This is a genomic window from Acinetobacter sp. 228, from assembly GCF_048147885.1.
Genome location: NZ_JAYWYV010000007.1, coordinates 98,115 through 120,178, shown reverse-complemented (window position 1 = coordinate 120,178; position 22,064 = coordinate 98,115). Strand labels below are relative to the sequence as shown.

Here is a 22,064-nt window from a genome sequence, read left to right as displayed (position 1 = left end):
AAAATTAACGTAAATAGGGATAAGGGTTGACCACACCGCGGCCCTTGCCCTGTAAATAGATTCCATAATGCAGATGAGGAGCAGTATGCCGGGCATTACCGCTATTGCCGACATAACCGATCAGCTGGCCTTTTTTAACATGGTCGCCTACTTTTAAGCCACGTTTATGGCTATCCAGATGCGCATAATAATGCCAGGAGCCGCCTGGACCCAGAATCCAGACTACTTTACCACCCAAATTGTTATTACGTAAATCCGCAATCAGGCCCTCAGTGGCGCTAAAAACTTTGGTTCCACGTGGAGCCAGGATATCAATGCCTTCATGCAGACGTCCGCGACTGCGCGAAGCGCCCCAGGTATCTGTTAATTCACGTGCCTGTACGCGTGCCACCGGGATTGCCAATGAATTAGGCATCTGCAGGCTGTTGAGCTTATTCACCAGGATAGGGTTCAGTTGTACAGCGGGAGATTTTTTCGGTGTACTGCTACAGGCTGCCAGCAGCACAGTGATGAAAGCAATCCATGTCAAAGCAAGGTATTGGCGCACTTTATTCATCCTTAAATATTGGCAATGCTCATGTCGAGCTGATCGATATTTTGCTTTGTCCAGACTATGTCACAGATTGACGCTAGTGATCAATTTTTTCATGGCAGTCGGAATACCGGCATCGGTTGCTGTTTGTGGACTCATCCAGCCGCCTTGCAGTTCAATCGCCAGATGCTCCTGCTGATCTTGATCTACAGCAAAAACAATCGCTTCAAGGTGCCAAGTGAAATGGGTAAAACTGTGGCTAATCTGGGTCTTTTTGACGATATTTTTCAGGCCCAGTTGCTGGCATCGCTGTTCCAATTCATGTGCATTTTCAATAATCGGCAGACACCAGAGACCGCCCCAAAGACCACTATTGGGACGTTGCTGCCAGAGCCAGTCTGTACCGGACTGGATCAGCAAGACCTGCGCAGAACGTACCGGAACCGGTTTTTTAGCCTTCTTGAAAGGCAATTCATTTTCCAGTCCTTGCTGATGTGCCTTGCAATGCTGCTGCATGGGACAATACAGACACAAAGGCTTTTTTGGCGTACATACGGTTGCTCCCAGATCCATAATCGCCTGGGTATAGTCATGATTGCGTTCAATAGGACAGAGCTGTTCCGCCAGTTGCCATAGGGCACGTTCATGCACCGGTTTGGACAGATCATCTTCAATGGCAAAGAAACGTGACAATACCCGTTTAACATTCCCATCCATAATTACGCCATATTGACGTAAACCCAGTGACATCAGGGCGCCCGCGGTAGAACGGCCAATGCCGGGCAAAGCCATCCATTCTTCCAGAGTATGAGGGAATTGCTGCTGTGCCGTCACGATGCCGGCCGCTTTATGCAGATTGCGGGCGCGAGCATAATAACCGAGACCTGCCCAGTAAGGTGCAACCTCATCCCATGAGGCTTGACCTAAGTCCTGAACAGTCGGAAAACGCTGGATAAATCGTTCGAAATATTGCAGTACAGTTTTGACCTGGGTTTGCTGCAACATGATTTCAGAGACCCAGACTTTATACGGATCATCTGTCACCTGCCAGGGCAAGTCATGACGACCATGCACATCAAACCATTCCAACAGGGCATCTGAAAATACGAACATGAACACCTAGCAACCGAATAAGCAGCAGCTAGTATAGCGGAATCAGCAGGGTGGGAATGTGAAAAGTAGGATAAAAATGGCTGCTCATTTATTTGGGCAGAAGAGTGATTTCAAAAAAATAAACGCTCCGTAGAGCATTTATTTTTGATATAGAACCTGGTTAATCATTAATTCCCCAGCGCTCATCCAACTTCAAGGTTTTGCCTGCATAACGCGGAATAATATGAATATGCAGATGTTCTACCTTTTCCTGAAATACTTCACCATCAATAAAACCGACATGAAATCCGGCAGGCTGGTAGCGTAATTGCAGTTCATTACGTGCCTGTTCCAGTAAAGACATCAAACTTTTACGTTCTTTGTCGGTCACTTCAAAAAATGAGGCCACATGCCGTAATGGAATCACGACACAGTGACCTTCGGACAATGAATTCGGTTCAGGCAACACCACACCATAATCATTTTTGGCAATGACATCATATTCGTCAAAATTGCAGTAGGGGCAGTTGGTTTCAGCCGTCATATACATTCTCCTCTGGTAGGATTTATCTTTCTTTTCTTCATGAAGTATCTGAAATATTCAGCCTGTAAACAAGCCGAATAGTTGTTTCTATTTATGCCAAACAGCGATCCAGTAGGGCGTACATTGCTGCCAGGCCTTTTTGTTCCGCTTCTGGATTGTAGCCAAGATCCACGCCATTGGCTTTGGCCCGTTCATCGGCAAGCGGGTTGCTAAAGCCATGTTTGGCATTTTCAAAAACAATCACTTCATGTTTGACCTTGGCAGCCTGCATTTCCTCGCGGAAACTGGCAACATCATCCAGCGTTACCATACTGTCCAGTTCTCCATGCAGCACCAGGATTTCTGCCTGTACCTGACCTTCCTGAGCCGGTGCTTTTGGCGTCAGATTGGCATGAAAAGTGACGACTGCTTTTAATGGGGCATTGGAACGGGCCAGATCCAGTACGACTTTGCCTCCGTAGCAGAAACCAATCGCTGCGAGTTTTTCGGGATTAACTTCATCCTGCGCTGCCAGAGTATTCAAAGCCGCTGTGGCACGGTTAACGATGGTGTCAGGATCTGCAAAAGTCTGCATCATCCACTGATATGCCTGATCAGAATTGGTGGTGACTTTTTTATCCCCATACATGTCCATGGCCAAGGCCGCATAGCCATGTTCTGCAAGTTCACGGGCACGCTGTTCGGTATATTCGTTACGACCCCACCATTCTGGTGCGACCAGTACACCAGCAACAGGAGTATCAGTTTCTGGTGCGGCAAAATAACCGATTAATGGGCTGCCATCCTGTGCAGTGTAATGAATTTCGCGGGTCTTGATTGCTGCCATGCTGACGTCCTCTATTGTTGTTGAATCGCTTGATTAAAACATAACATAGCAAAACTGATTGGAATGTGACATGAAAACTTGCAATTTAGGGAGGTTGAAAGGCATAAAAAAGAGAGGTAAATCTAGAACCTCTCTGCTTTTTTATCAGGAAAAATAGGATTTATTATTTAATAATTTCCAGTAATTCCACATCAAAAATCAAGGTACTGTTCGGCTCAATTACATCCCCTGAACCAATTTGTCCGTAGGCCAGTTCAGCCGGAATGAAGAAACGATATTTGGCACCTTCTTTCATCAGCTGCAAGCCTTCGGTCCAGCCAGTAATGACCTGGGTGGTACGGAATACCACGGGCTGATTACGGGCAATCGAACTGTCAAAAACTGTACCATCAATCAAACGGCCTTCATAATGTACGCGGACATTACTGTTTGCATTCGGCGATTTGCCTTTACCTTCCTGAAGAATCTGATATTGCAGGCCTGATTTGGTGGTTTTGATCCCAGGTTTTTTGGCATTCTCTGCCAGAAACGCCTGACCAATTCTGGCATTTTCATCAGCCTGTTTTTTTAGGGTAATCAGCTCTTTGGCTTCAGCCTGACGCTTGAACTGGGTCAATACCCGCGCCATCTCTTCTTCACTTAAAGTCGCCTGTTTTCCGGCAGCAGCAGCTTTTAAACCGGCACTGAAGGCATCCAGATCAATACCTTGTAAAGAGTCTGCATTGCTTTTTCCCATCAGATAACCAAAGCTGTAACCCACCTGTTCTGCTTCAGAACTTTTAGTGGTGATGTCTTTGGCAAAAAGACTGCCAGAACTTAGCAGTAAAACCAGCAAGCTTATTTGTATTTTCATTATCATTTCTCAAAATAAAGGAGAGCACAATGCTCTCCTTATTCGTGGATTATTTGACTTCGATCAGTTCCACATCAAAAATCAAAGTGCTGTTAGGAGGAATAGTTCCTGGTACGCCCTGTTCGCCATAAGCCAGTTTTGCCGGAATATATAGCGTGGCTTTACCGCCTTCTTTCATTAGTTGCAACCCTTCGGTCCAGCCTGGAATTACCTGGTTGAGTGGGAACTCAATCGGCTCACCACGTTCGACCGAGCTGTCAAATACGGTACCATCAACCAGTTTTCCGGTGTAATGGACTTTCACGATTGACGATGCCGCAGGCTGTTTGCCGGTGCCTTCTTTAGTGACTAGATATTGCAAACCAGATGCTGTGGTTTTTACTCCTGCTTTTTTGGCATTTTCAGTCAGGAAAGTATCGCTGGATGCCTGAGCCTGCTTGGCACTGTCGACTTGCTTTTGCTGCATTTCTTTCTGGAACTGCTCATAAGCGGCCTGTAATTCTTCTTCAGTATAAGCAGGTGCAGTACGGGCATGACCTTCACGAACACCTGTCACAAAGCTGTCAATATCCAGCTCAGGTGGAGTTTGGTGAGCAACTTCATAACCAAGTGCATAGCTGATTTTAGAAACAGCTGAGGCATTTTTAGATGCTTTTGTTGTTTGAGCAGCTGGGTTTTGAGTTGCATAGTAAACAGGTACTAGCGCGGCACCGCCTAAAAGAACAGCGACAGCAATCGGTAAGGCCTTACTCATGTATTATTCCAATCTAATGTTATCGTGGAGGTTCATTCCATCTTAGCAGAAAATTTTGAGAAATCTTGCAGAATGGGTGGTTTTTTAGCAAGCGAATACCGCAATTCTGTTGAAGCTGGAAGACATAAAAAAAACCAGCAATTGCTGGTTTTTTTTATGAATGAGGTCAGCTATTTTGTACTCTAGACTTATAACTGTAAATGTAATCGTAACTATAGCTTCCTGCGGCCGAAGGTTGAATATCATTCAGGATAAAGCCATTTACGATACAACCGGCTTGTTTAAAGCGGTTCAATGTCAGCTCAAGCTCCTTCATTTGAGTTTTTGCATAGCGTGCTACGACCAAATTGAGTCCGACATATCGGGCTACGATAGTCGCATCCGTGACCGCCAATACAGGTGGTGTGTCAATAATGATATGGTCATAGTGTGGAATCACAGATTGCAGTAGCTCCTGAAAGCGTACTGAATTGAGAAGCTCAGATGGATGGGTTGAGCTTTTACCGCAGGTGATGACATTTAAGTTCGGAAGATTGGTGTTTTGTATCGTCTGTTCTAATGTAATTTGCTCATTCAGGTATTCAGTTAATCCATTTTGATGATCCAGATCAAAATATTTGTGGATATGTCCACGACGCAAGTCTGCATCAATCACCAGTACGCGTTTGTTTTTTTCTGCCATGATGACCGCCAGGTTGCTACAAACAAATGATTTTCCAACTTTGGGTGCGGGACCTGAAATCATGATGATGTTGTTCTTGGCCTGGCCAAGGGCAAAATGGCTCGCGGTGCGGATGCTGCGCAAACTTTCGATCGCAATATCATCGCTATGTTTAAGGGCCAATACGAAAGGAATATTTTTCTTTTTCAGGAGTTTTAGCCCAGGTTTCTGACTCGGTGAGTGTACGATATTTGCATAGACCGGAAGTCCGAGTTGATATTCTATCTGACTGCTCTCTTTCACCCCGGAACGCAGCATATTGCGGAATAATGCCACCAGGATTCCCAGGAAAATACCGAACCAGAAGGCGAGGAACAGAATCAGGGGTGTTTTCTGTTGCATCTGGTCAATCGGTTCAAGTGCGGTATCAATGATATGGACATTGCCAATTTCACCCGCTTTGGCAATGCGCAGTTGCTGATAGGAATTTACCAGGTTGGTATACAGTTGTTGTTTGACTTCTACATCACGTGACAGTTGCAAGAACTGGCGTTGGATCTCTGGAACATTTTTAAGTGCGGTATTCAGCTCGCCAATCTTACCATTGATGACCCGAAGTTGAGCCGTAATTTCCCGCATGGCCGGATGTAGTGCTGCATATTTGGCACCTATTTCAGCCTGTCTCTGTTCGAGTAAGACTTTTTGTGTTTCCAGGGTGACGCTCTGGTTTAAGTACAATTCAGATTCTTTAGCAATATCAACAGTATTATGCTGTTGGCGGAATTTGTTAAAGGCAAATTCTGCATTATCCAGCTGTTTTCTTAAATCCGGTAATTGTTCATCCAGAAACGCCAGTGTTTGGGCTGTTTCTGTGGAACGGCGAGTAATATTATGCTGGCTATAAAGGGCTAAAATCGTGTTCAGTACTTTGGTGATGTGCTGTTTATCTTGTCCCTGATAACGAAGCTGCAGAACACCACTCAGTTCGCCTTTTTCTGTAACGGAGTAATTGGCGAGTATGGAATCAATCGCTGTAGGTAACGAGAGTTTTTGTACCCGATAGCTGTTATCTAGCTTATCCTGAGTGAAGATGGCAACTTTCCAGTCTCCCTGTGCAGCTTTGCCTTGAACGGCCTGGTTAAGTGGCCCTTGAAAGACAATTTCTTCTGTAGCTGGATTGATCAGGCTAAAGCTCTGTGGTTGAAATTTTAGCAGAAGACTTTTATCCAGATACGCTGCAGGAACTTCAAACTGACGGATATCAAAGCTTTTAAAACCTTCTTTAAAGCGTACTGTTTCAGGCTGATATTCGGTTTGCGAGTTTCTTCCCTGAATAAGACGGTTGATAAAAGATTCTTCAGTACTGGCGATATGCAGATCCAGATTTAAACGATCAATCACGGACTCAAGAATAGTGCGTGATTTTAACACCTCAATCTCAGCATTCGACGAAGACATCTGACTAATAATACTTGACAGGCTGCCTAATAAAGCAGCTGATGCCCCTCTACTTTCCTCGACCTGGACAATTGCATCTACCTTATAGCTAGGGGCTGCGGTACGTATATACAGCAGCACGACAATCAGGCTGAGCAAGCCACATAACAGGATGAGTTTCCATTGCGCGAGCAGGGAAAAGAACACCCCTTTTAGGTCAATCATATTTTCGGTATTGTTATTTTTGTTCATAATTTTACTATCTAAAAGTTTAAAAGTGATTTTTCCAGTCAGTGAGTTATTTTTTAACAAAATTATATAAAATAATCAAAGACTTGCTGCCTTTTCGAAAAAGGACTCTAAAATTCTGGTTATATGGTCCTTTCCTGAAATATCTAACCCGCATAAGGCCAGATATTTTAATAATGATCAGAAGAAGACAGTTCTTATTATGTCTGTTTCCTATTCAGTATTAAGCACCTGGTACTATATATAGCTAAATTACCTATCGTATAGCCGAGTCAGCGACATATGAAAATGGAAGAATCTGGCTCACAACGCGTTCCCAACGAGTCAGACCTGTGGCATCTACATAGACAATATCGTTACTACGCATCTTGAACTGTTTGGCCAGGCCAAAATCTCCAAGGTTGTTTAAACTTAAGTGATATATGTCGGTCATCTTGTTATCGGAATTGCCACGTAAGACATAAATCCGGCTAGCACTCGCTGAATAGGGGTTGATGCCTTCACTTTCACCCAGCACATCCGCAAGCGTCATTCCCTGATCACGTATTGGCAACGGTTTATTGGCACCTGCTTCCCCCATCACATAGATTTTCTGGTTTTCACGAGGGCTGATATAAAGAGTGTCATTTGGTTGAATCAAGAGTTTATGTAAAGAATATCCAGCCTTTTCCAGTGCAATAGTATTCAGGTCATAGGTCACCCCCTGACGTACCAGTTGAATTGAAGTCGAGTCACCCTGCTCATTGATACCGCCAGCCAGACCTAATGCTGTATAAACACTGATCGGTTGGTCAGACAGGTAAAACTGTCCTGCCGATTTCACATTGCCAACCACAGAATAGCGTTGTCCTTGATATGAAATCACGCGTACCACTACATCCGGGCGGTTTAAATAAGGTGTTAATAGGCGTCGTACTTCCTGATTCACTTGCGGAAGAGTTTTTCCTGCTGCTTTATAGCGTCCAATGAATGGAAAGTGGATATAACCATTCCGGTCAATTTGATAGCCGTTATTATTATCGCTGGCCGTAGGGGCGGCACTGATTTCAGGATAAGCCCATAATTGAAAAGATAAGATATCACCCGGATTCAAGTGGTAATCCTGCACCTCGGTCTGAAATAAAGCAGCATAATGACTGAGATTATTTGTTTGGGCCGACTGTACGACAGGCAGGGTTTGCTGATTTAATTGCACCAGATTGACAGGCGTTCCCAGCTCAGTTTGATAGATACCTTCTTTCGGTAAATTATAGGTTTGAAAGCCGGATATTGCTGCACATCCAACTAAAGATAGGCTTAAGGTAAAAATACCTAAAAGGTGTCTATGGTTCACTTGAAACCCCTTTATTTTTATATGTTCAGAATTGGTATTTATTAATAATTATTAATTTTTTTAATTCGATTTATGTGATTAACGTCTAAAAAATATAATATATCACATACCTTGTCTATAGCTATTTTTGACCCAATTAAATAACGCCAGGCTAAGATTTTGCAAAAAGATGGACGAAAATGGACGTGAAAGCTTGATCGAACAAGCGGTAGAGATATAGAAAATTTTTTAAGGTTATAAAGAAGATTAATTGTTTCTAATTGTTATTTTTTAATAGATGAGTTGAATCCTATGAAAGAAGCAATAACGATAGAAATTAATCGAGGAAAGTATTTTCATATAATTTTTATCTGATCTAAAGGTTTCTTAGATTGTTGATTTTTATTTAATTTAAGCATTAGTTTAATAATTTATAAAATAATTATGCCTTATGCAATTAAAATAAAACATTGTTAATTAAAGTATTGGAATAAAAAAAATGATGAATATTAGAGCAATATTGGCTAGAAGGTATGTACAAGATTAAGATCAATATAGGGTAAAAATATTTTTAAAAACTAAAATAGATTCATAAAATGTAACTACATTTAAGTATCGGCTTTTTTTGTAAGTGGCTTGTGTAATAGAATTAATATATCTTATAAACAAATCAATAAAAAAGAGACGCTTAAAAGGCATCAATATATTAAAAATAATTAGTGAAAAGTAGAATAAAAATATTAAAGGGTATTTAAAATGGTGATGAAAATATTAGTGACTGGTGGAGCCGGTTTTATTGGATCTGCTGTCATCCGGCATCTGGTCAAGGAGACTGAACATCAAGTCTTAAATGTTGATAAGTTAACTTATGCGGGTAATCTAGAATCTTTAATTTCTATATCGGATCACCCACGTTACCATTTCTCTCAAACTGATATTTGTGATCATGCAGCTTTAACACGACTATTTGCAAGCTTTGAACCCGATGTGGTCATGCATCTAGCGGCAGAGTCTCATGTGGACCGATCCATCGATGGCCCAGCCGAATTTATTAAAACAAATATTGTCGGTACCTATACCTTATTAGAAGCTGCACGAAAGTATTGGCAAAAGCTGCCTGAAATTAAAAAATCCAGATTCAAATTCCACCATATTTCAACAGATGAGGTCTATGGAGATTTGGAAGGCACAACCGATCTGTTTGCAGAAACCACACCTTACTTGCCAAGTTCACCTTATTCGGCCAGTAAGGCCAGCTCGGATCATCTGGTACGTGCCTGGCATAGAACTTATGGTTTGCCAGTCGTGATCACAAACTGTTCCAATAACTATGGACCTTATCATTTTCCTGAAAAACTGATTCCTTTGATGATCCTCAATGCTTTGGAAGGGAAGTCCTTACCAGTGTATGGTAACGGTCAGCAGGTTCGAGACTGGCTTTTCGTAGAAGACCATGCCCGCGCTTTATATCAGGTTGCGACTCAAGGCATTGTAGGTGAGACCTATAATATTGGTGGATGGAATGAAAAACAAAATATAGACGTAGTCAAAACCATCTGTCAGATTTTAGATGAATTAAAACCTCAACTGAATGGGGAACGTTATGAAAGCCTCATCACTTTTGTTAATGATCGGCCTGGACATGATCTGCGCTATGCCATTGATGCATCAAAAATTGAACGGGAACTGGGGTGGAAGCCACAGGAATCATTCGAGACCGGTATCCGTAAAACTGTGAAGTGGTATCTGGATAATCTGACATGGTGTCATCGCGTTCAGGATGGTTCTTATCAGCGTGAACGTTTAGGGGAGGCAGTCTAATGGCTAGCACAACCAAGGGGATTATTTTAGCCGGTGGTTCGGGCACACGTTTGCATCCTATTACCAAAGGCATCTCGAAACAGCTACTTCCGATTTATGACAAACCGATGGTTTATTATCCATTATCTGTCCTGATGTTAGCCGGTATCAGTGACGTTCTGGTTATTAGTACGCCAGAGGATATTGAGGGGTTTAAGCGTTTATTAGGAGATGGTTCACAGTTTGGCATGGAGCTGAGTTATGCAATTCAGCCTCGCCCTGATGGTTTGGCACAAGCCTTTATCCTGGGCGAAAAATTTATTGGCCAAAGCAATGTATGCCTGGTGCTGGGCGATAATATTTTCTACGGGCAAGGTTTTACCCCTATGCTACGTCAAGCTGCAGCACGGCAAAAAGGAGCAACGGTATTTGGTTATCAGGTGAAAGATCCTGAGCGCTTTGGCGTGGTGGAATTTGATGAACAGCACCGTGTGATTTCAATTGAAGAAAAACCGAAACATCCTAAATCTAACTTCGCCGTAACTGGCCTGTATTTTTATGACAATGATGTGATTCAAATTGCCAAACAGGTGCAACCATCCGAACGGGGTGAGCTGGAAATTACCTCGATTAATCAGGCATATCTGGAACGAGGTGATTTAAATGTTGAATTGTTGGGGCGTGGGTTTGCCTGGTTGGATACAGGAACACAGGGCAGTCTGCTTGAGGCAGCTCAATTTGTAGAAACTATTGAAAAACGTCAGGGTTATAAAGTGGCCTGCCTGGAAGAAATTGCATTGAATAATGGCTGGCTGAGCAGAGAGGAAGTTTTAGCGATTGGTCAAACAATGAATAAAAATGGCTATGGACAATATCTGATTTCTTTAGTGGGGTAATAACGATGAATCTTATCGAATGGATAGAATTACCTAATCTGGGAGATCATCGTGGCCGCTTGGTGGTCGCCGAAGCCAATCGGAATGTTCCTTTTAGTATACAGAGGCTCTATTATATTTTCGCTGCTCAGCCTGATGTTCCTCGTGGATTTCATGCACATAAAGACCTTCAACAAATTGCTTTTTGCATTCAAGGCAGTTGCAAAATGCTGATGGATAATGGCAAAGAAAAGCTAGAGGTCTTAATAGGTCAGTCTAATAAAGGATTATTTATCCCGCCAATGGTTTGGCATGAGATGCATGATTTTTCCAAAGATTGCATATTGCTGGTATTGGCAAGCGATTATTATGAAGAAAGCGATTATATCCGCAATTATGACCAGTTTTTAAAAGAACTGCATAAGACCTGTACGCAATAGTGAATTAAAATAATAGCATAACAAAAAACAGGGTTTTAAATAATAATAAATATTAAGGAGATGTATGAGATGATTAAGCCGCTTACATCGTTGCGTATGTTTTTTGCACTATTTGTTTTTCTGAGTCATTTGGCTTTTCTTAAAAATGACACATATTATGCAGATGTTTTTAATAATATTTTTAATGAAGGATTTTTAGGTGTCAGTTTCTTCTTTATATTAAGCGGATTTATTTTAGCCTATAACTATAGAGAAAAATTTCTCACTGGAAGTATTTCAAAAAAAGAGTTTTATATTTCTCGCTTAGCACGGGTATATCCGGTACATATTGCAACTACGGTGATTGTGCTTCTATTAACCTTTATCCAGTATGGACAAGGGTGGGAATACCTGTTTCAGCATATTTTTCTGATGCAAAGCTTTTTTCTGGAAGAAAATATTCATTTTTCATTAAATTCTCCTTCCTGGAGTATTTCTGATGAAATGTTCTTTTACTTACTTTTTCCCTTTGCACTTTTAATCTCTGAAAAATTAAGAGGCTATATTTTTATTTTGTATTTTATAGGTATTTTACTATTAAATTTTCAGCTGGATAAAAATCAGAATCACTATTGGTTATATATCTCGCCATTTGTGCGTTTTTCTGATTTTTTACTGGGCATGGTCCTGTTTGATATTTTTGAAAAAATAAAATTAAGTTACTCTAAAATAAACCGACCTGTTTTCGTTATTGAAATTGCAGCAATTTTGCTTTTTGTTCTATTCTTTGTATTTCATGATGATATCAATATAAGTTACAGGTATTCTATTTACTACTGGCTACCGATGGCAGCTATTATCCTTGTTTTTGCATTATCTCATGTTGCAAAGGAAAAGAGCATTATTACTAGATTTTTATCAAGTAAATATATGGTACTAGCGGGTGAAATTAGTTTTTCTTTTTATCTGCTTCATGTTTTAGAAATTCAAGTTTTAAATTATATAAAAAAGCTACTGTCATTCGATATAGATTTAATGCTGTTTTCAGGAATTATTTTTATAATTACCTTGATCGCTAGTTTTTTAATGTATAAATATATCGAAAAACCTCTCAATAGGAAAATGAAACAATTTTTATTAGAACCAGGTTTTAAATCTAAGAATTATGGACTAAATAAATAAACTTTGATTTTAATAAAATTGAAATTCAAAAATAAATAAAAAATGATGTGAGATTGATAAGAATGATTCCTTTTCTTGATCTAAAAGCAATAAATGCACAATACCGTGAAAAACTTATCACTGCTTGTACGCAGGTCATTGATTCAGGCTGGTATATATGTGGCAAAGAATTAGAAGAATTTGAACGAAATTTTGCAAACTATTGTGGTACACAGTATGCCGTCGGAGTGGCGAATGGACTGGATGCACTTATTTTGACCCTGCGTGCCTGGAAGGAATTGGGCAAACTCCATGAAGGGGATGAAGTCATTGTGCCTTCAAATACCTATATCGCAAGTATTCTGGCGATTTCACAAAATAATTTAAAACCGGTGCTGGTCGAACCGGATATTCATACCTTTAATATTGATACTAAAAAAATTGAAGCAGCCATTACAGACCGAACCAAGGCAATTTTACCAGTTCATTTATATGGACAGCTTGCTGCAATGCCAGAAATTATGAGTATTGCCAAGAAATACCATTTACTGGTTTTAGAGGATTCAGCCCAAGCTCACGGTGCTGAAATAGGGGGTAAAAAAGCAGGAAATTGGGGAGATGCCTCAGGCTTTAGTTTTTATCCGGGTAAAAACTTGGGTGCATTAGGAGACGGGGGCGCGATTACCACCAACGATGCCGAGTTAGCCGATATGCTAAAGGCTATACGTAATTATGGTTCACATGAAAAATATAAAAATCTGGTACCTGGAGTAAATAGTCGCCTTGATGAAATCCAGGCTGCAATTCTAAATATAAAACTGAAATTTTTGGACCGGGAGAACCAGCATCGCCGCCAGATTGCAGATCTCTATTTAAAAGGAATTCAAAATCCGGCCCTTGAGCTTCCACTCATAAATATAGACACGGAAACTTATACCCAGCATGTTTGGCATTTGTTTGTCATTCGAACCCGACATCGGGAAGAATTACAAAAATATCTGGCAGACCATGGGGTACAGACACTGATTCATTATCCGATTCCACCGCATAAACAACAAGCTTATAAAGAGTGGAATGACTTAAGTTTACCAATTTCAGAACAAATTCATGCCGAGGTCTTGAGCTTGCCCATCGGGCCTACTTTATCTGTAGATGAAGCGAAGCAGGTTGTTCAGTTATGTAATGGTTTTCAAATATAGATGAATTTACTTACGACCAGCGTACTCAATGGTGTGGCGGTGTTGATTAAGACCCTAACCCTGTTTGTACTGAATAAAATTCTGGCTGTATATCTGGGACCGACTGGATATGCCGCTTTAGGACAATTTCAAAATTTTATTCAAATGGTGACCACTTTTGCGGGTAGTGCAATTAATACTGCCGTCATTAAATATACGGCCGAGTATCATGAAGACCAAAACAGACAACGTGCAATCTGGAAAACGGCAGGCAGTCTTGTTTTTCTATTCAGCCTGATTTTTGCAATATTAATTTTAATTTTCCAAAGCCAGCTATCATTGTATATATTTCATACTCTTGAATATCAAAATGTTTTCGTATGGTTCGCAGTATTTTTAGTATTTTTTAATTTTAATACCTTGTTTTTAGCAATACTAAATGGCAAAAAAGAAATATTAAAACTGGTCATTGCCAATATTGCAGGCAGTTTATTCGCGCTTATTATTACCAGTATTTTGGCTATAAAATTACATCTATATGGTGCCTTGATTGCATTATCTATTTATCAGTCTATTGCATTTATAGTGACTTTATTTCTGTGTTATCGAGCGAAGTGGTTTAAATTTTCATCTCTGTTTGGAAAAATAGACCTCGAAATTACTAAAAAATTTAGTTCTTTTGTCTGGATGGCATTGGTGAGTGCCATCTGTGTGCCTTTATCACAAATGCTGATTCGCGCCTATTTAAGCCGGGAGTTTGGTCTGGCATATGCAGGATACTGGGAAGCGATGATCCGTCTAAGTACCGTATACCTGATGCTGGTTACAACAATATTGGGAGTCTATTACTTACCACGTTTATCAGAACTCAAGATGCTTGATGAAATTAAGAAAGAAATCTATTTAGGCTACAAGTTCCTGTTTCCACTGGCTGTGGCAGGTGGAATCATCGTTTTTGTGCTACGTGATTGGATTATCAACGTATTGTTCAGTCCCTCTTTCGCACCCATGCAAAGCCTGTTCTTTTGGCAAATGATGGGTGATGCATTAAAAATAGGGAGCTGGATACTTGCTTATTTAATGTTAAGCAAAGCCATGACCAAACTGTATATTTCTACAGAAATTATATTTACTGTGTCCCTTCTGGTTTTGACTTATGTATGTACCCAGGTTTTTGGATTTGAAGGGGTTTCAATTGCTTACCTGGTAAATTACGGGATATATTGGATAGTTATCAGTTTATTTATATTTAAACCATTAAAATAAAAAGAGATATAATATGAAAATTGAATACCCTTTAATTTCTATCATTATACCAAGTTATAATCATGAGAGATTTGTGTGTGACAGTATCCGGAGTGTCATTGACCAGTCGTATCAGAATATTGAGTTAATTGTCATTGATGATGGATCTACAGATTCTTCCGTAGAAAAAATCCAAGAACTGATTCCGCTCTGTGAAAAACGATTTACCCGATTTGAGTTTAGACATCGACCCAATCAGGGCTTGAGTGCAACCTTGAATGAAGCATTAGAATGGACACAGGGAGAATATTTTTCTTCTCTGGCTTCAGATGATATAATCTTAAAAGATAAAATAAAAATACAATCCGAATTTTTAAACCAGAACAAAAATTGTATCGCAGTATTTGGAGGAGTGGCAGTTATTGATAATGATTCTAAGCTTGTTAAAAACAGGGTAAAAAAAAGACAAAGTTATAATTTTGAAAAAATTTTATTATTAGAACATGATTTGCCAGCGACGACCCAACTGATCCGATCTAAAGCTTTGAAAAAAATTGGCGGTTATGATGCTAAGGTAAAAATCGAAGATTGGTATATGTGGCTGCTTTTAGCACAGGAAGGGGAGTTATGTTATCTTCCTGTTATTTTTGCTAAATACAGGCTACATGATAATAATATGCATAAACAGACGTCACTTATGCATGATTCGAGAATGATGATTTTAAATGACTACCAAAATCATATTCTATTTAATAAAGCAAAAAAAAGAGCTTTATGGATAAATGCATTTGAGTTGGGGTTGTTTTCCAAAAAGCAATCATTAGAAAAAATGCTCAGTATTTTGAGAGAATATCCATCTGAAATTTTAACATATGATTTTTTCAGGTTTTTTTACTGGTTACTTATTAAAAAAGATTTTTAATATAAATAAGTTTGATAAATATTATTAATTTTGTTAGAAAACATAATTTTAAAATATCTTAAATAAGAAAATAATTAAATTAATAATATAAATATTAATCGGTTCTTTTGCTTTTCTGCTAAGTAAAGGACAATAAAAAAGGAATAGATAATGATTATTTTAAATGAAACTAATTCAAAAAATAACATTATTTTTTTAAGTGATACTAATATAAGAGATAAATCAATTATATATCTTATACTATTTTCATTTTTTTTATCTCAGTTTTATTTTTGGTCAAGTGGAGTTCCCCAATTCAGCCATATTTTTATTATGGGTGCTATTTTATTGCTATTTAGCAAAAGCTCTAAAATAAATATTGAATATTCAAATATAATTTTATTATTTGTTGCTTATGCAATTTGTGTAAATTTTGCTTGGTATTTAATTGTTCTCGATTCAAGTTATATGATGTCGACTGTTTACTGGATATTTAATTTATTGTTTTTTCTATTAATGATGAATTTAAATCAAGTTCAGATTAATTTTTTCTATGAAAAATTATTATTCCTGATCCCTTTTTCCTATATTGTTGAAATTATTATCTGGGCAAGCAACTTAGGTCGTTATGATTTTGAACCTCGATACAATGGTCTTTTTAATGATCCTAACCAGATGGCATTTTGGGTGCTGAGTAGCTGTGCAATTTACCTATATATTTCAGGAAACGGCTTTAAAAAAATAACTGTCTATTTTTTAGCCTTATTCTTGATTTTATTGACCATGTCACGATCTGCTTCAATTGGTTTTTTAATGTTAACTCTGGGACTTATATTTAGTCAAAAAGGGGACCTGAATAAAAGAATATTTGTATTCATTGGAACATTAGTGCTTTTTGGAAGCTTAAGCTACTTTTTATATAACTTGGGGGTCTTTGATAGCGTTGTACTACGCTTTATGGAAGGGTTAGATCAACGAGACAGTCAGGTAGAAGGGCGTGGTCTTTTTAGTTTTTTAGATTATCCTCAATATTTAATTTTTGGTGCTGGGCAAGGCGCCCACTGGTTATATAACCCTACAGGAAATGAAATTCACTCAACTTGGTTAGGTATCTTATTTTATTATGGGATTATAGGAATATCCTTATTTTTAATATTTTTATATCAAATATTCAAGAAACTATCGCTTTCCAATAAGATGATATTATTAGGGCCAATGTTATATGGATTCACCACTTATAGCGCAAGAACAATTATTTTTTGGTTTTTATTGGCGGCTTTTTTATTATTTTCAAATAATAATAAGGATGAATAAATATGTATATTTCTATCGGAATTCCATTTTTTAATGCTGAAAAATTCTTGGAAGATGCGATTAAATCTGTCCTTGCCCAAACTTTTCAAGACTGGGAACTCATACTGGTAGATGATGGTTCAACAGACCGATCTTTAGAAATAGCCCGATCATTTCTCGATCATCGAATCCGTATCATTTCTGATGGCTATAATAGAAGATTACCCTATCGCTTAAATCAGATTATTAGTGAAGCAAAATATGACATTATTGCGCGTATGGATGCTGATGATTTAATGGCTGTAGACCGGCTTGAAAAACAGATTAAAGTCCTAAATGAAAATCCAGAAATTGATTTAGTTGTTACCAGCTTGTATTCCATTGGAAATAAAAATGAAATTCTGGGAAAAAGAATTTTTTCTACCCACCAGATGCAGCCAAAAGAAATTTTGCAAGGGTTGACAAATTTATTACATCCTTCACTTCTTGCACGTAAGGCTTGGTGTCAAAGAAATCCTTATCAGGAAAATAACTGCCTAGCTGAAGATTATGAATTATGGCTCTCAGCAGCTATAAAAAATGATTTTAATTATGTGGTGATGCAAGAACCCTTGTATTTTTATCGAGAAGTAGAAAATGTAAAAAAAGAGAAAATGATCCGTGGTTATAATACCCAGATTGAAGTAATCAAAAAATATTATAATAATATAATCGCTGATCGCGAGAAAAATAGGATTCTTTTAAAATTTGAGATAAAAAAAATTATTGTAAAAACATTAGATTTTTTGAAGTTAATGAAGATTTTACATAGTCGTAGGATAACCGCTGTTTCTGATGAGGATAAAAACTTTTATATATCACAATTAGAACTCATAGAGCGTATAAAATAATGGTCTCTAAAAAAATTATTATCATTGGAACAACAGCTTCTAATCTTTATGGCTTCCGCAAAGATTTCATTTTGTCCTGTTTAGCACAGAATTATCATGTTTATGCTTTTGTGTCTGAATACACCAGTGAATGGTTGGAAAAAATAAAAAGTTTAGGAGTTACGCTGGTTACCTATAAACTTAGTCGTGGTGGATTAAACCCATTGGCTGATCTGGGTTCAACCTATCAGCTGATTAAAAAAATAAAAGAAATTCAACCTGATATTGTATTTTCATATTCAACTAAACCGGTTATTTATGCAACTTTGGCTGCTTACAGAACCAAGGTTCCTTATATCTATGGCATGATTGAAGGATTGGGTTCGCCTTTTACCATTCATAAACATGGGCTCAGTCTGAAAGCCCAATTCATACGCTTTGTACAAATTTCTCTATATCGGCTGGCCTTTCCATATCTAGACAAAATTATTTTTCTTAATCGCGAAGACCCCAAAGATCTAGTCCATCGTTATAACCTTCCCCATAAAAGAAATGCAATTCAAGTCCTGGGACCAATTGGTCTTAATTTGCATGATTATGCTTATACGAAATGGGATGATCAAAAAAAATTATCTTTTATCTTTATTGCCAGGCTCATTGCTGAAAAGGGTATATTTGAATATTTAGAAGCTGCTAAAATAGTGAAGCAAAAATATCCCGATATAACATTTAAAATTATAGGGGGGCTGGATCCTGAAAACCCCACGGGTCTGAAACAGGCACAATTAGATCAATTGATAGAAACAGGAATTATAGAATACGCTGGCTTTGTACAGGATGTAGATCAACAAATACGTCAGAGTGCAGTTTTTGTATTACCTTCCTATTATCGAGAAGGCGTACCTCGCAGTACTCAAGAAGCAATGGCAATAGGAAGGCCGGTAATTACTACTGATGTACCAGGCTGCAATCAGACTGTAGTAAATGAAGTTACGGGCTTTCTGATTCCAAAATGGGATGTAAGGGCATTAGTAAACAAAATGATTTATTTTATAGAGCATCCGGAACAGGTAAATAAAATGGGATATCAAGGATTTTTGTATGCCAAAAAGAATTTTAATGCTGATCATGTTAATCATCGGTTGTTACAAATATTAGAAATGATTTAGCTCTTAAAAATATTTTTTAATTATAAAAATTAAATTTTAGCTATACCTAATTTTAAAAATAATAAAGATTTATATGATATAGGAGATTATAGTGATCGAAGATATAAGCTTTCAAATAAAAAAATATGAAGATTCTGATAAGTGTGGGTGGAATGAATTTTTATTAACATGTAAAAATTATCATTTTATATTTAATCGGGATTTTATGGAATATCATTCTGATCGTTTTGAAGATTTCTCTTTAATATTTAAAAATGATAGAGGTAAAATCATGGCATTGTTGCCTGGCAATATTAAAGATAATATTTTTTATAGCCATCAAGGTCTAACTTTTGGTGGGTTTTTAATTAATAGAGGCTTGCATGCCATTGATATGATTGAATTATTCAATCAATTAAAGATTTTTTTAAAAGAAAGAAATATTAAAAAAATTATATATAAATGTATCCCGGTAATTTATCATAATTATCCGGCACAAGAAGACTTATATGCTTTATTCATAAATCATGCACATCTTTATCGTAGAGATATTAGTACTTCTATTTATTTAGAGGAAGAATATTCATATTCAGCAAGCAAAAGAAGATCAATTGAGAAACTTAAAAAAAACGGGGTTAGTTGTGAAGAAGTAGATCAGCCCAGTATAGTTTGGGGGGTTCTGCGTGAGGTGTTACTTCAGCATCATAATCAGCAACCTGTACATAATGAAATTGAAATAGATTTATTAAAAAGTAGATTCCCTAATAATATAAAAGCTTATAAGTGCTGTATTGATGGTCATATTGTGGCAGCAGCAGTCACTTTTGAAACTGATAGAGTGGTACATACCCAGTATTTGGCCAGTAATGATAAAGGTCGGGAAGAAAAGGTTCTAGACTATCTGATTGATTTCTTGATAAATAATAGTAAAAAATTTGCTAAAATATTTGATTTTGGTACTTCTAACGAGAATGAAGGAAAATTTTTGAATAAGGGCTTAATCAATCAAAAAGAACGATTTGGTGCACGTGCAATTGTGCATGATTATTATAGTATAGATTTATAAAACTCGGCGCTTGGCTAAGCCAGCCTATGTCCTATTTACTTGTACCACCACTTGCTTCGACGAACCAAGAGTGAATGACAAATAGGGCAGAGATTAGATTGCAAATTTAATCTGTGTAATCATGGGCTACTATCTTAATGTAATATTTACTTTCATTGTATACAACCTGGTCACAGGCCATCTGTCCTTGCCTGAATGGTACAAGGATATCCAGTATTTTAACGACAATAAAGCGATACAGATAATGTATCAATATTACTGTAACGACAGTATTTTATTTGAGGGTAAGTTATACACAGGCTAAATGCTGTGCCGGCGGGATAAAAAATTAAGTTTAATATGTCCGTCCATGCTGAAAATGACCTGTTTATCAATAGCTCCAACTTTAAAAATATATAATTCATTTATTTATAATAATTTCAAAAGCTTGTGTCTATTTTATGTTTTTTGAATGAGCTTCCAGAAGTTAAGGATTTGATCCGCTTATAAGTAAATCTGTGTATTTTGTCACAAAATGGAAAATTAGAACACATTTTGTCACATTTTTTTTAGTGTGAGCTGTGTTGTATTTTGTAATTGATATTTTTGTTAATTAACAATAATTTTCTTTCTCTGTTATAAATATATGGAAGATTGCACTAGCTGGGTATAATTTTATAAGTGGCTAATTTAATTGCAAATTCTATAAAAATTTAATTTAATTATCAAATAAAATTTCACTAATACTACTTGGATTTAAAGTAATAATAAAAAAAATATTAATATCAGGTTATTTTGATTTCATTTGATTGCTTGTTATCTAGTTAAAACATAATTTATTTTTAAAATTAAATATCCTTGCTATGATTCTGAAAAATAGACATATCGAGGTGTTTATTAATGATAATAGAAAAAGAAAAAAATAATATTAAAAGAAATGAAGAAAGTACTATTTTAATATATAAGCCTTTATTTAATGAAAAAAATAATATTTTTTTAAAAGAACATTCGATGAATGAGGGGCATTATAAAAATAAAATAATACAGTTTTCTTTAAATAAAGATCAACTTAATAAAGTGGATAAAAAGCCATTCAGGAATTTTATGCATAAAAATAATTTAATTTTAAAAAATTCTTTAATGCCTCAGCTATATGTTTATTCTGTTGCTGATATGCTTAAATATAAGCAGGATATCTTGAAAAGATTGATTGATATAGTGATTGCCTGCCTGGCTTTGCTCATATTATTTCCTGTTTTTATTATAATAGCTTATAAGGTGCGGAAAAATTTAGGGTCGCCTGTTTTCTTTTATCAGGAAAGACCGGGTAAAAATGGTCAATTATTTAAAATGATTAAATTTCGGTCTATGCGGAATGCTGTAGATAAAGAGGGTAATCCTTTACCAGATAAATTCCGTATTACTCCATTTGGACAAAGGTTACGTTCTAGCAGTTTAGATGAAATGCCGCAGCTCATTAATGTGCTAAAAGGAGATATGAGTATTGTCGGACCCCGGCCTCAAATGAAAGAGTTTCTTGAATATTATACTGATGAACAAATGAGACGTCATGAAGTAAAGCCAGGTATGACAGGACTTGCCCAGGTAAGTGGCCGCAATAATTTGTCTTGGGAAGAAAAATTTGCATTCGATGTAAAATATGTTGAACAGTGTAACGTGTGGCTTGATTTTAAAATCATGTTTAAAACAGCTAAAGTGATGTTGAGTCAGGAGGGAATTAATGCTCCTGATCAGGAAGTCGGTGCTGCACGATTTTCAGGGAAAAATATAACTGAAACTCCTTTATATACCAAAGAGATAATATGATTAAGAAATTACTTCTTTTATTGCTGGTTTAGGAAGCTATTTT

20 protein-coding genes are annotated in these 22,064 nt (G+C 37.4%); 12 read left to right on the top strand and 8 right to left on the bottom strand.

The window, feature by feature from the left end:
• Positions 1-4: 4 nt before the first annotated feature.
• The 8 genes from VXQ92_RS07760 to VXQ92_RS07725 all read right to left on the bottom strand — a co-directional run bounded on the left by VXQ92_RS07760 (position 5) and on the right by VXQ92_RS07725 (position 8,281).
• Positions 5-556 carry a M23 family metallopeptidase gene (locus VXQ92_RS07760; protein ID WP_416681024.1) on the bottom strand — a complete coding sequence of 184 codons (552 nt, stop codon included), beginning with the start codon at positions 554-556 and terminating at the stop codon, positions 5-7.
• A 60-nt stretch (positions 557-616) separates the two neighbouring features.
• Positions 617-1,645: an A/G-specific adenine glycosylase gene (mutY, locus tag VXQ92_RS07755; RefSeq protein ID WP_416681023.1), complete on the bottom strand. Its 1,029-nt coding sequence runs from the start codon at positions 1,643-1,645 to the stop codon at positions 617-619.
• Between the two features lie 160 nt (positions 1,646-1,805).
• Positions 1,806-2,168: an HIT family protein gene (locus VXQ92_RS07750; protein ID WP_064101661.1), complete on the bottom strand. Its 363-nt coding sequence runs from the start codon at positions 2,166-2,168 to the stop codon at positions 1,806-1,808.
• 91 nt (positions 2,169-2,259) lie between these two features.
• On the bottom strand, positions 2,260-2,994 hold the full coding sequence (locus VXQ92_RS07745; protein WP_416681022.1) for a dienelactone hydrolase family protein: 735 nt from the start codon (positions 2,992-2,994) through the stop codon (positions 2,260-2,262).
• Positions 2,995-3,157: 163 nt separating this feature from the next.
• Complete coding sequence (locus VXQ92_RS07740) at positions 3,158-3,847, bottom strand: FKBP-type peptidyl-prolyl cis-trans isomerase (protein WP_064096881.1); 690 nt, start codon at positions 3,845-3,847, stop codon at positions 3,158-3,160.
• Positions 3,848-3,896: 49 nt separating this feature from the next.
• The gene (locus VXQ92_RS07735; protein ID WP_064096882.1) at positions 3,897-4,601 is read right to left on the bottom strand and encodes an FKBP-type peptidyl-prolyl cis-trans isomerase; all 705 of its coding nucleotides are present in this window, start codon (positions 4,599-4,601) and stop codon (positions 3,897-3,899) included.
• A gap of 166 nt (positions 4,602-4,767) precedes the next feature.
• Positions 4,768-6,951, bottom strand: a complete 2,184-nt coding sequence (locus VXQ92_RS07730) for a polysaccharide biosynthesis tyrosine autokinase (protein WP_416681021.1) — start codon at positions 6,949-6,951, stop codon at positions 4,768-4,770.
• Between the two features lie 253 nt (positions 6,952-7,204).
• Entirely contained in the window at positions 7,205-8,281 is a 1,077-nt protein-coding gene (locus tag VXQ92_RS07725) for a polysaccharide biosynthesis/export family protein (RefSeq protein WP_416681020.1), read from the bottom strand.
• Between the two features lie 741 nt (positions 8,282-9,022).
• On the opposite strand from VXQ92_RS07725, the gene rfbB reads away from it, so the two are divergent.
• The 12 genes from rfbB to VXQ92_RS07665 all read left to right on the top strand — a co-directional run bounded on the left by rfbB (position 9,023) and on the right by VXQ92_RS07665 (position 22,021).
• Positions 9,023-10,081, top strand: coding sequence for a dTDP-glucose 4,6-dehydratase (rfbB, locus tag VXQ92_RS07720; RefSeq protein ID WP_191730838.1), 1,059 nt, complete (start codon positions 9,023-9,025; stop codon positions 10,079-10,081).
• Positions 10,081-10,956 (top strand): glucose-1-phosphate thymidylyltransferase RfbA, encoded by an 876-nt coding sequence (rfbA, locus tag VXQ92_RS07715; RefSeq protein ID WP_064096885.1) that lies wholly within the window; start codon positions 10,081-10,083, stop codon positions 10,954-10,956. The genes rfbB and rfbA overlap by 1 nt, the downstream gene beginning before the upstream one ends.
• Before the next feature lie 5 nt (positions 10,957-10,961).
• Positions 10,962-11,375 (top strand): sugar 3,4-ketoisomerase, encoded by a 414-nt coding sequence (locus VXQ92_RS07710; RefSeq protein WP_416681019.1) that lies wholly within the window; start codon positions 10,962-10,964, stop codon positions 11,373-11,375.
• A 69-nt stretch (positions 11,376-11,444) separates the two neighbouring features.
• Complete coding sequence (locus VXQ92_RS07705) at positions 11,445-12,536, top strand: acyltransferase family protein (protein WP_416681018.1); 1,092 nt, start codon at positions 11,445-11,447, stop codon at positions 12,534-12,536.
• Between the two features lie 62 nt (positions 12,537-12,598).
• The gene (locus VXQ92_RS07700; RefSeq protein WP_416681017.1) at positions 12,599-13,714 is read left to right on the top strand and encodes a DegT/DnrJ/EryC1/StrS family aminotransferase; all 1,116 of its coding nucleotides are present in this window, start codon (positions 12,599-12,601) and stop codon (positions 13,712-13,714) included.
• Entirely contained in the window at positions 13,715-14,959 is a 1,245-nt protein-coding gene (locus VXQ92_RS07695) for an O-antigen translocase (protein WP_416681016.1), read from the top strand. It begins immediately after the preceding gene.
• Positions 14,960-14,972: 13 nt separating this feature from the next.
• The gene (locus tag VXQ92_RS07690) at positions 14,973-15,860 is read left to right on the top strand and encodes a glycosyltransferase family 2 protein (RefSeq protein WP_416681015.1); all 888 of its coding nucleotides are present in this window, start codon (positions 14,973-14,975) and stop codon (positions 15,858-15,860) included.
• 150 nt (positions 15,861-16,010) lie between these two features.
• Positions 16,011-17,153, top strand: coding sequence for an O-antigen ligase family protein (locus VXQ92_RS07685; RefSeq protein ID WP_416681014.1), 1,143 nt, complete (start codon positions 16,011-16,013; stop codon positions 17,151-17,153).
• Between the two features lie 2 nt (positions 17,154-17,155).
• On the top strand, positions 17,156-18,022 hold the full coding sequence (locus tag VXQ92_RS07680; RefSeq protein ID WP_416681013.1) for a glycosyltransferase family 2 protein: 867 nt from the start codon (positions 17,156-17,158) through the stop codon (positions 18,020-18,022).
• On the top strand, positions 18,022-19,170 hold the full coding sequence (locus VXQ92_RS07675) for a glycosyltransferase family 4 protein (RefSeq protein ID WP_416681012.1): 1,149 nt from the start codon (positions 18,022-18,024) through the stop codon (positions 19,168-19,170). The genes VXQ92_RS07680 and VXQ92_RS07675 overlap by 1 nt, the downstream gene beginning before the upstream one ends.
• Positions 19,171-19,261: 91 nt before the next feature.
• Complete coding sequence (locus tag VXQ92_RS07670; protein WP_416681011.1) at positions 19,262-20,215, top strand: GNAT family N-acetyltransferase; 954 nt, start codon at positions 19,262-19,264, stop codon at positions 20,213-20,215.
• Positions 20,216-21,391: 1,176 nt separating this feature from the next.
• Entirely contained in the window at positions 21,392-22,021 is a 630-nt protein-coding gene (locus VXQ92_RS07665; protein WP_416681043.1) for a sugar transferase, read from the top strand.
• Positions 22,022-22,064: the final 43 nt, after the last annotated feature.

Excerpts from the sequence above, each read along its gene's own strand:
- VXQ92_RS07760 (WP_416681024.1), bottom strand. The coding sequence starts at position 556 with ATGAATAAAGTGCGCCAATACCTTGCTTTGACATGGATTGCTTTCATC.
- mutY (WP_416681023.1), bottom strand. The coding sequence starts at position 1,645 with ATGTTCGTATTTTCAGATGCCCTGTTGGAATGGTTTGATGTGCATGGT.
- VXQ92_RS07750 (WP_064101661.1), bottom strand. The coding sequence starts at position 2,168 with ATGACGGCTGAAACCAACTGCCCCTACTGCAATTTTGACGAATATGAT.
- VXQ92_RS07745 (WP_416681022.1), bottom strand. The coding sequence starts at position 2,994 with ATGGCAGCAATCAAGACCCGCGAAATTCATTACACTGCACAGGATGGC.
- VXQ92_RS07740 (WP_064096881.1), bottom strand. The coding sequence starts at position 3,847 with ATGAAAATACAAATAAGCTTGCTGGTTTTACTGCTAAGTTCTGGCAGT.
- VXQ92_RS07735 (WP_064096882.1), bottom strand. The coding sequence starts at position 4,601 with ATGAGTAAGGCCTTACCGATTGCTGTCGCTGTTCTTTTAGGCGGTGCC.
- VXQ92_RS07730 (WP_416681021.1), bottom strand. The coding sequence starts at position 6,951 with ATGAACAAAAATAACAATACCGAAAATATGATTGACCTAAAAGGGGTG.
- rfbB (WP_191730838.1), top strand. The coding sequence starts at position 9,023 with ATGAAAATATTAGTGACTGGTGGAGCCGGTTTTATTGGATCTGCTGTC.
- rfbA (WP_064096885.1), top strand. The coding sequence starts at position 10,081 with ATGGCTAGCACAACCAAGGGGATTATTTTAGCCGGTGGTTCGGGCACA.
- VXQ92_RS07710 (WP_416681019.1), top strand. The coding sequence starts at position 10,962 with ATGAATCTTATCGAATGGATAGAATTACCTAATCTGGGAGATCATCGT.
- VXQ92_RS07705 (WP_416681018.1), top strand. The coding sequence starts at position 11,445 with ATGATTAAGCCGCTTACATCGTTGCGTATGTTTTTTGCACTATTTGTT.
- VXQ92_RS07700 (WP_416681017.1), top strand. The coding sequence starts at position 12,599 with ATGATTCCTTTTCTTGATCTAAAAGCAATAAATGCACAATACCGTGAA.
- VXQ92_RS07695 (WP_416681016.1), top strand. The coding sequence starts at position 13,715 with ATGAATTTACTTACGACCAGCGTACTCAATGGTGTGGCGGTGTTGATT.
- VXQ92_RS07690 (WP_416681015.1), top strand. The coding sequence starts at position 14,973 with ATGAAAATTGAATACCCTTTAATTTCTATCATTATACCAAGTTATAAT.
- VXQ92_RS07685 (WP_416681014.1), top strand. The coding sequence starts at position 16,011 with ATGATTATTTTAAATGAAACTAATTCAAAAAATAACATTATTTTTTTA.
- VXQ92_RS07680 (WP_416681013.1), top strand. The coding sequence starts at position 17,156 with ATGTATATTTCTATCGGAATTCCATTTTTTAATGCTGAAAAATTCTTG.
- VXQ92_RS07675 (WP_416681012.1), top strand. The coding sequence starts at position 18,022 with ATGGTCTCTAAAAAAATTATTATCATTGGAACAACAGCTTCTAATCTT.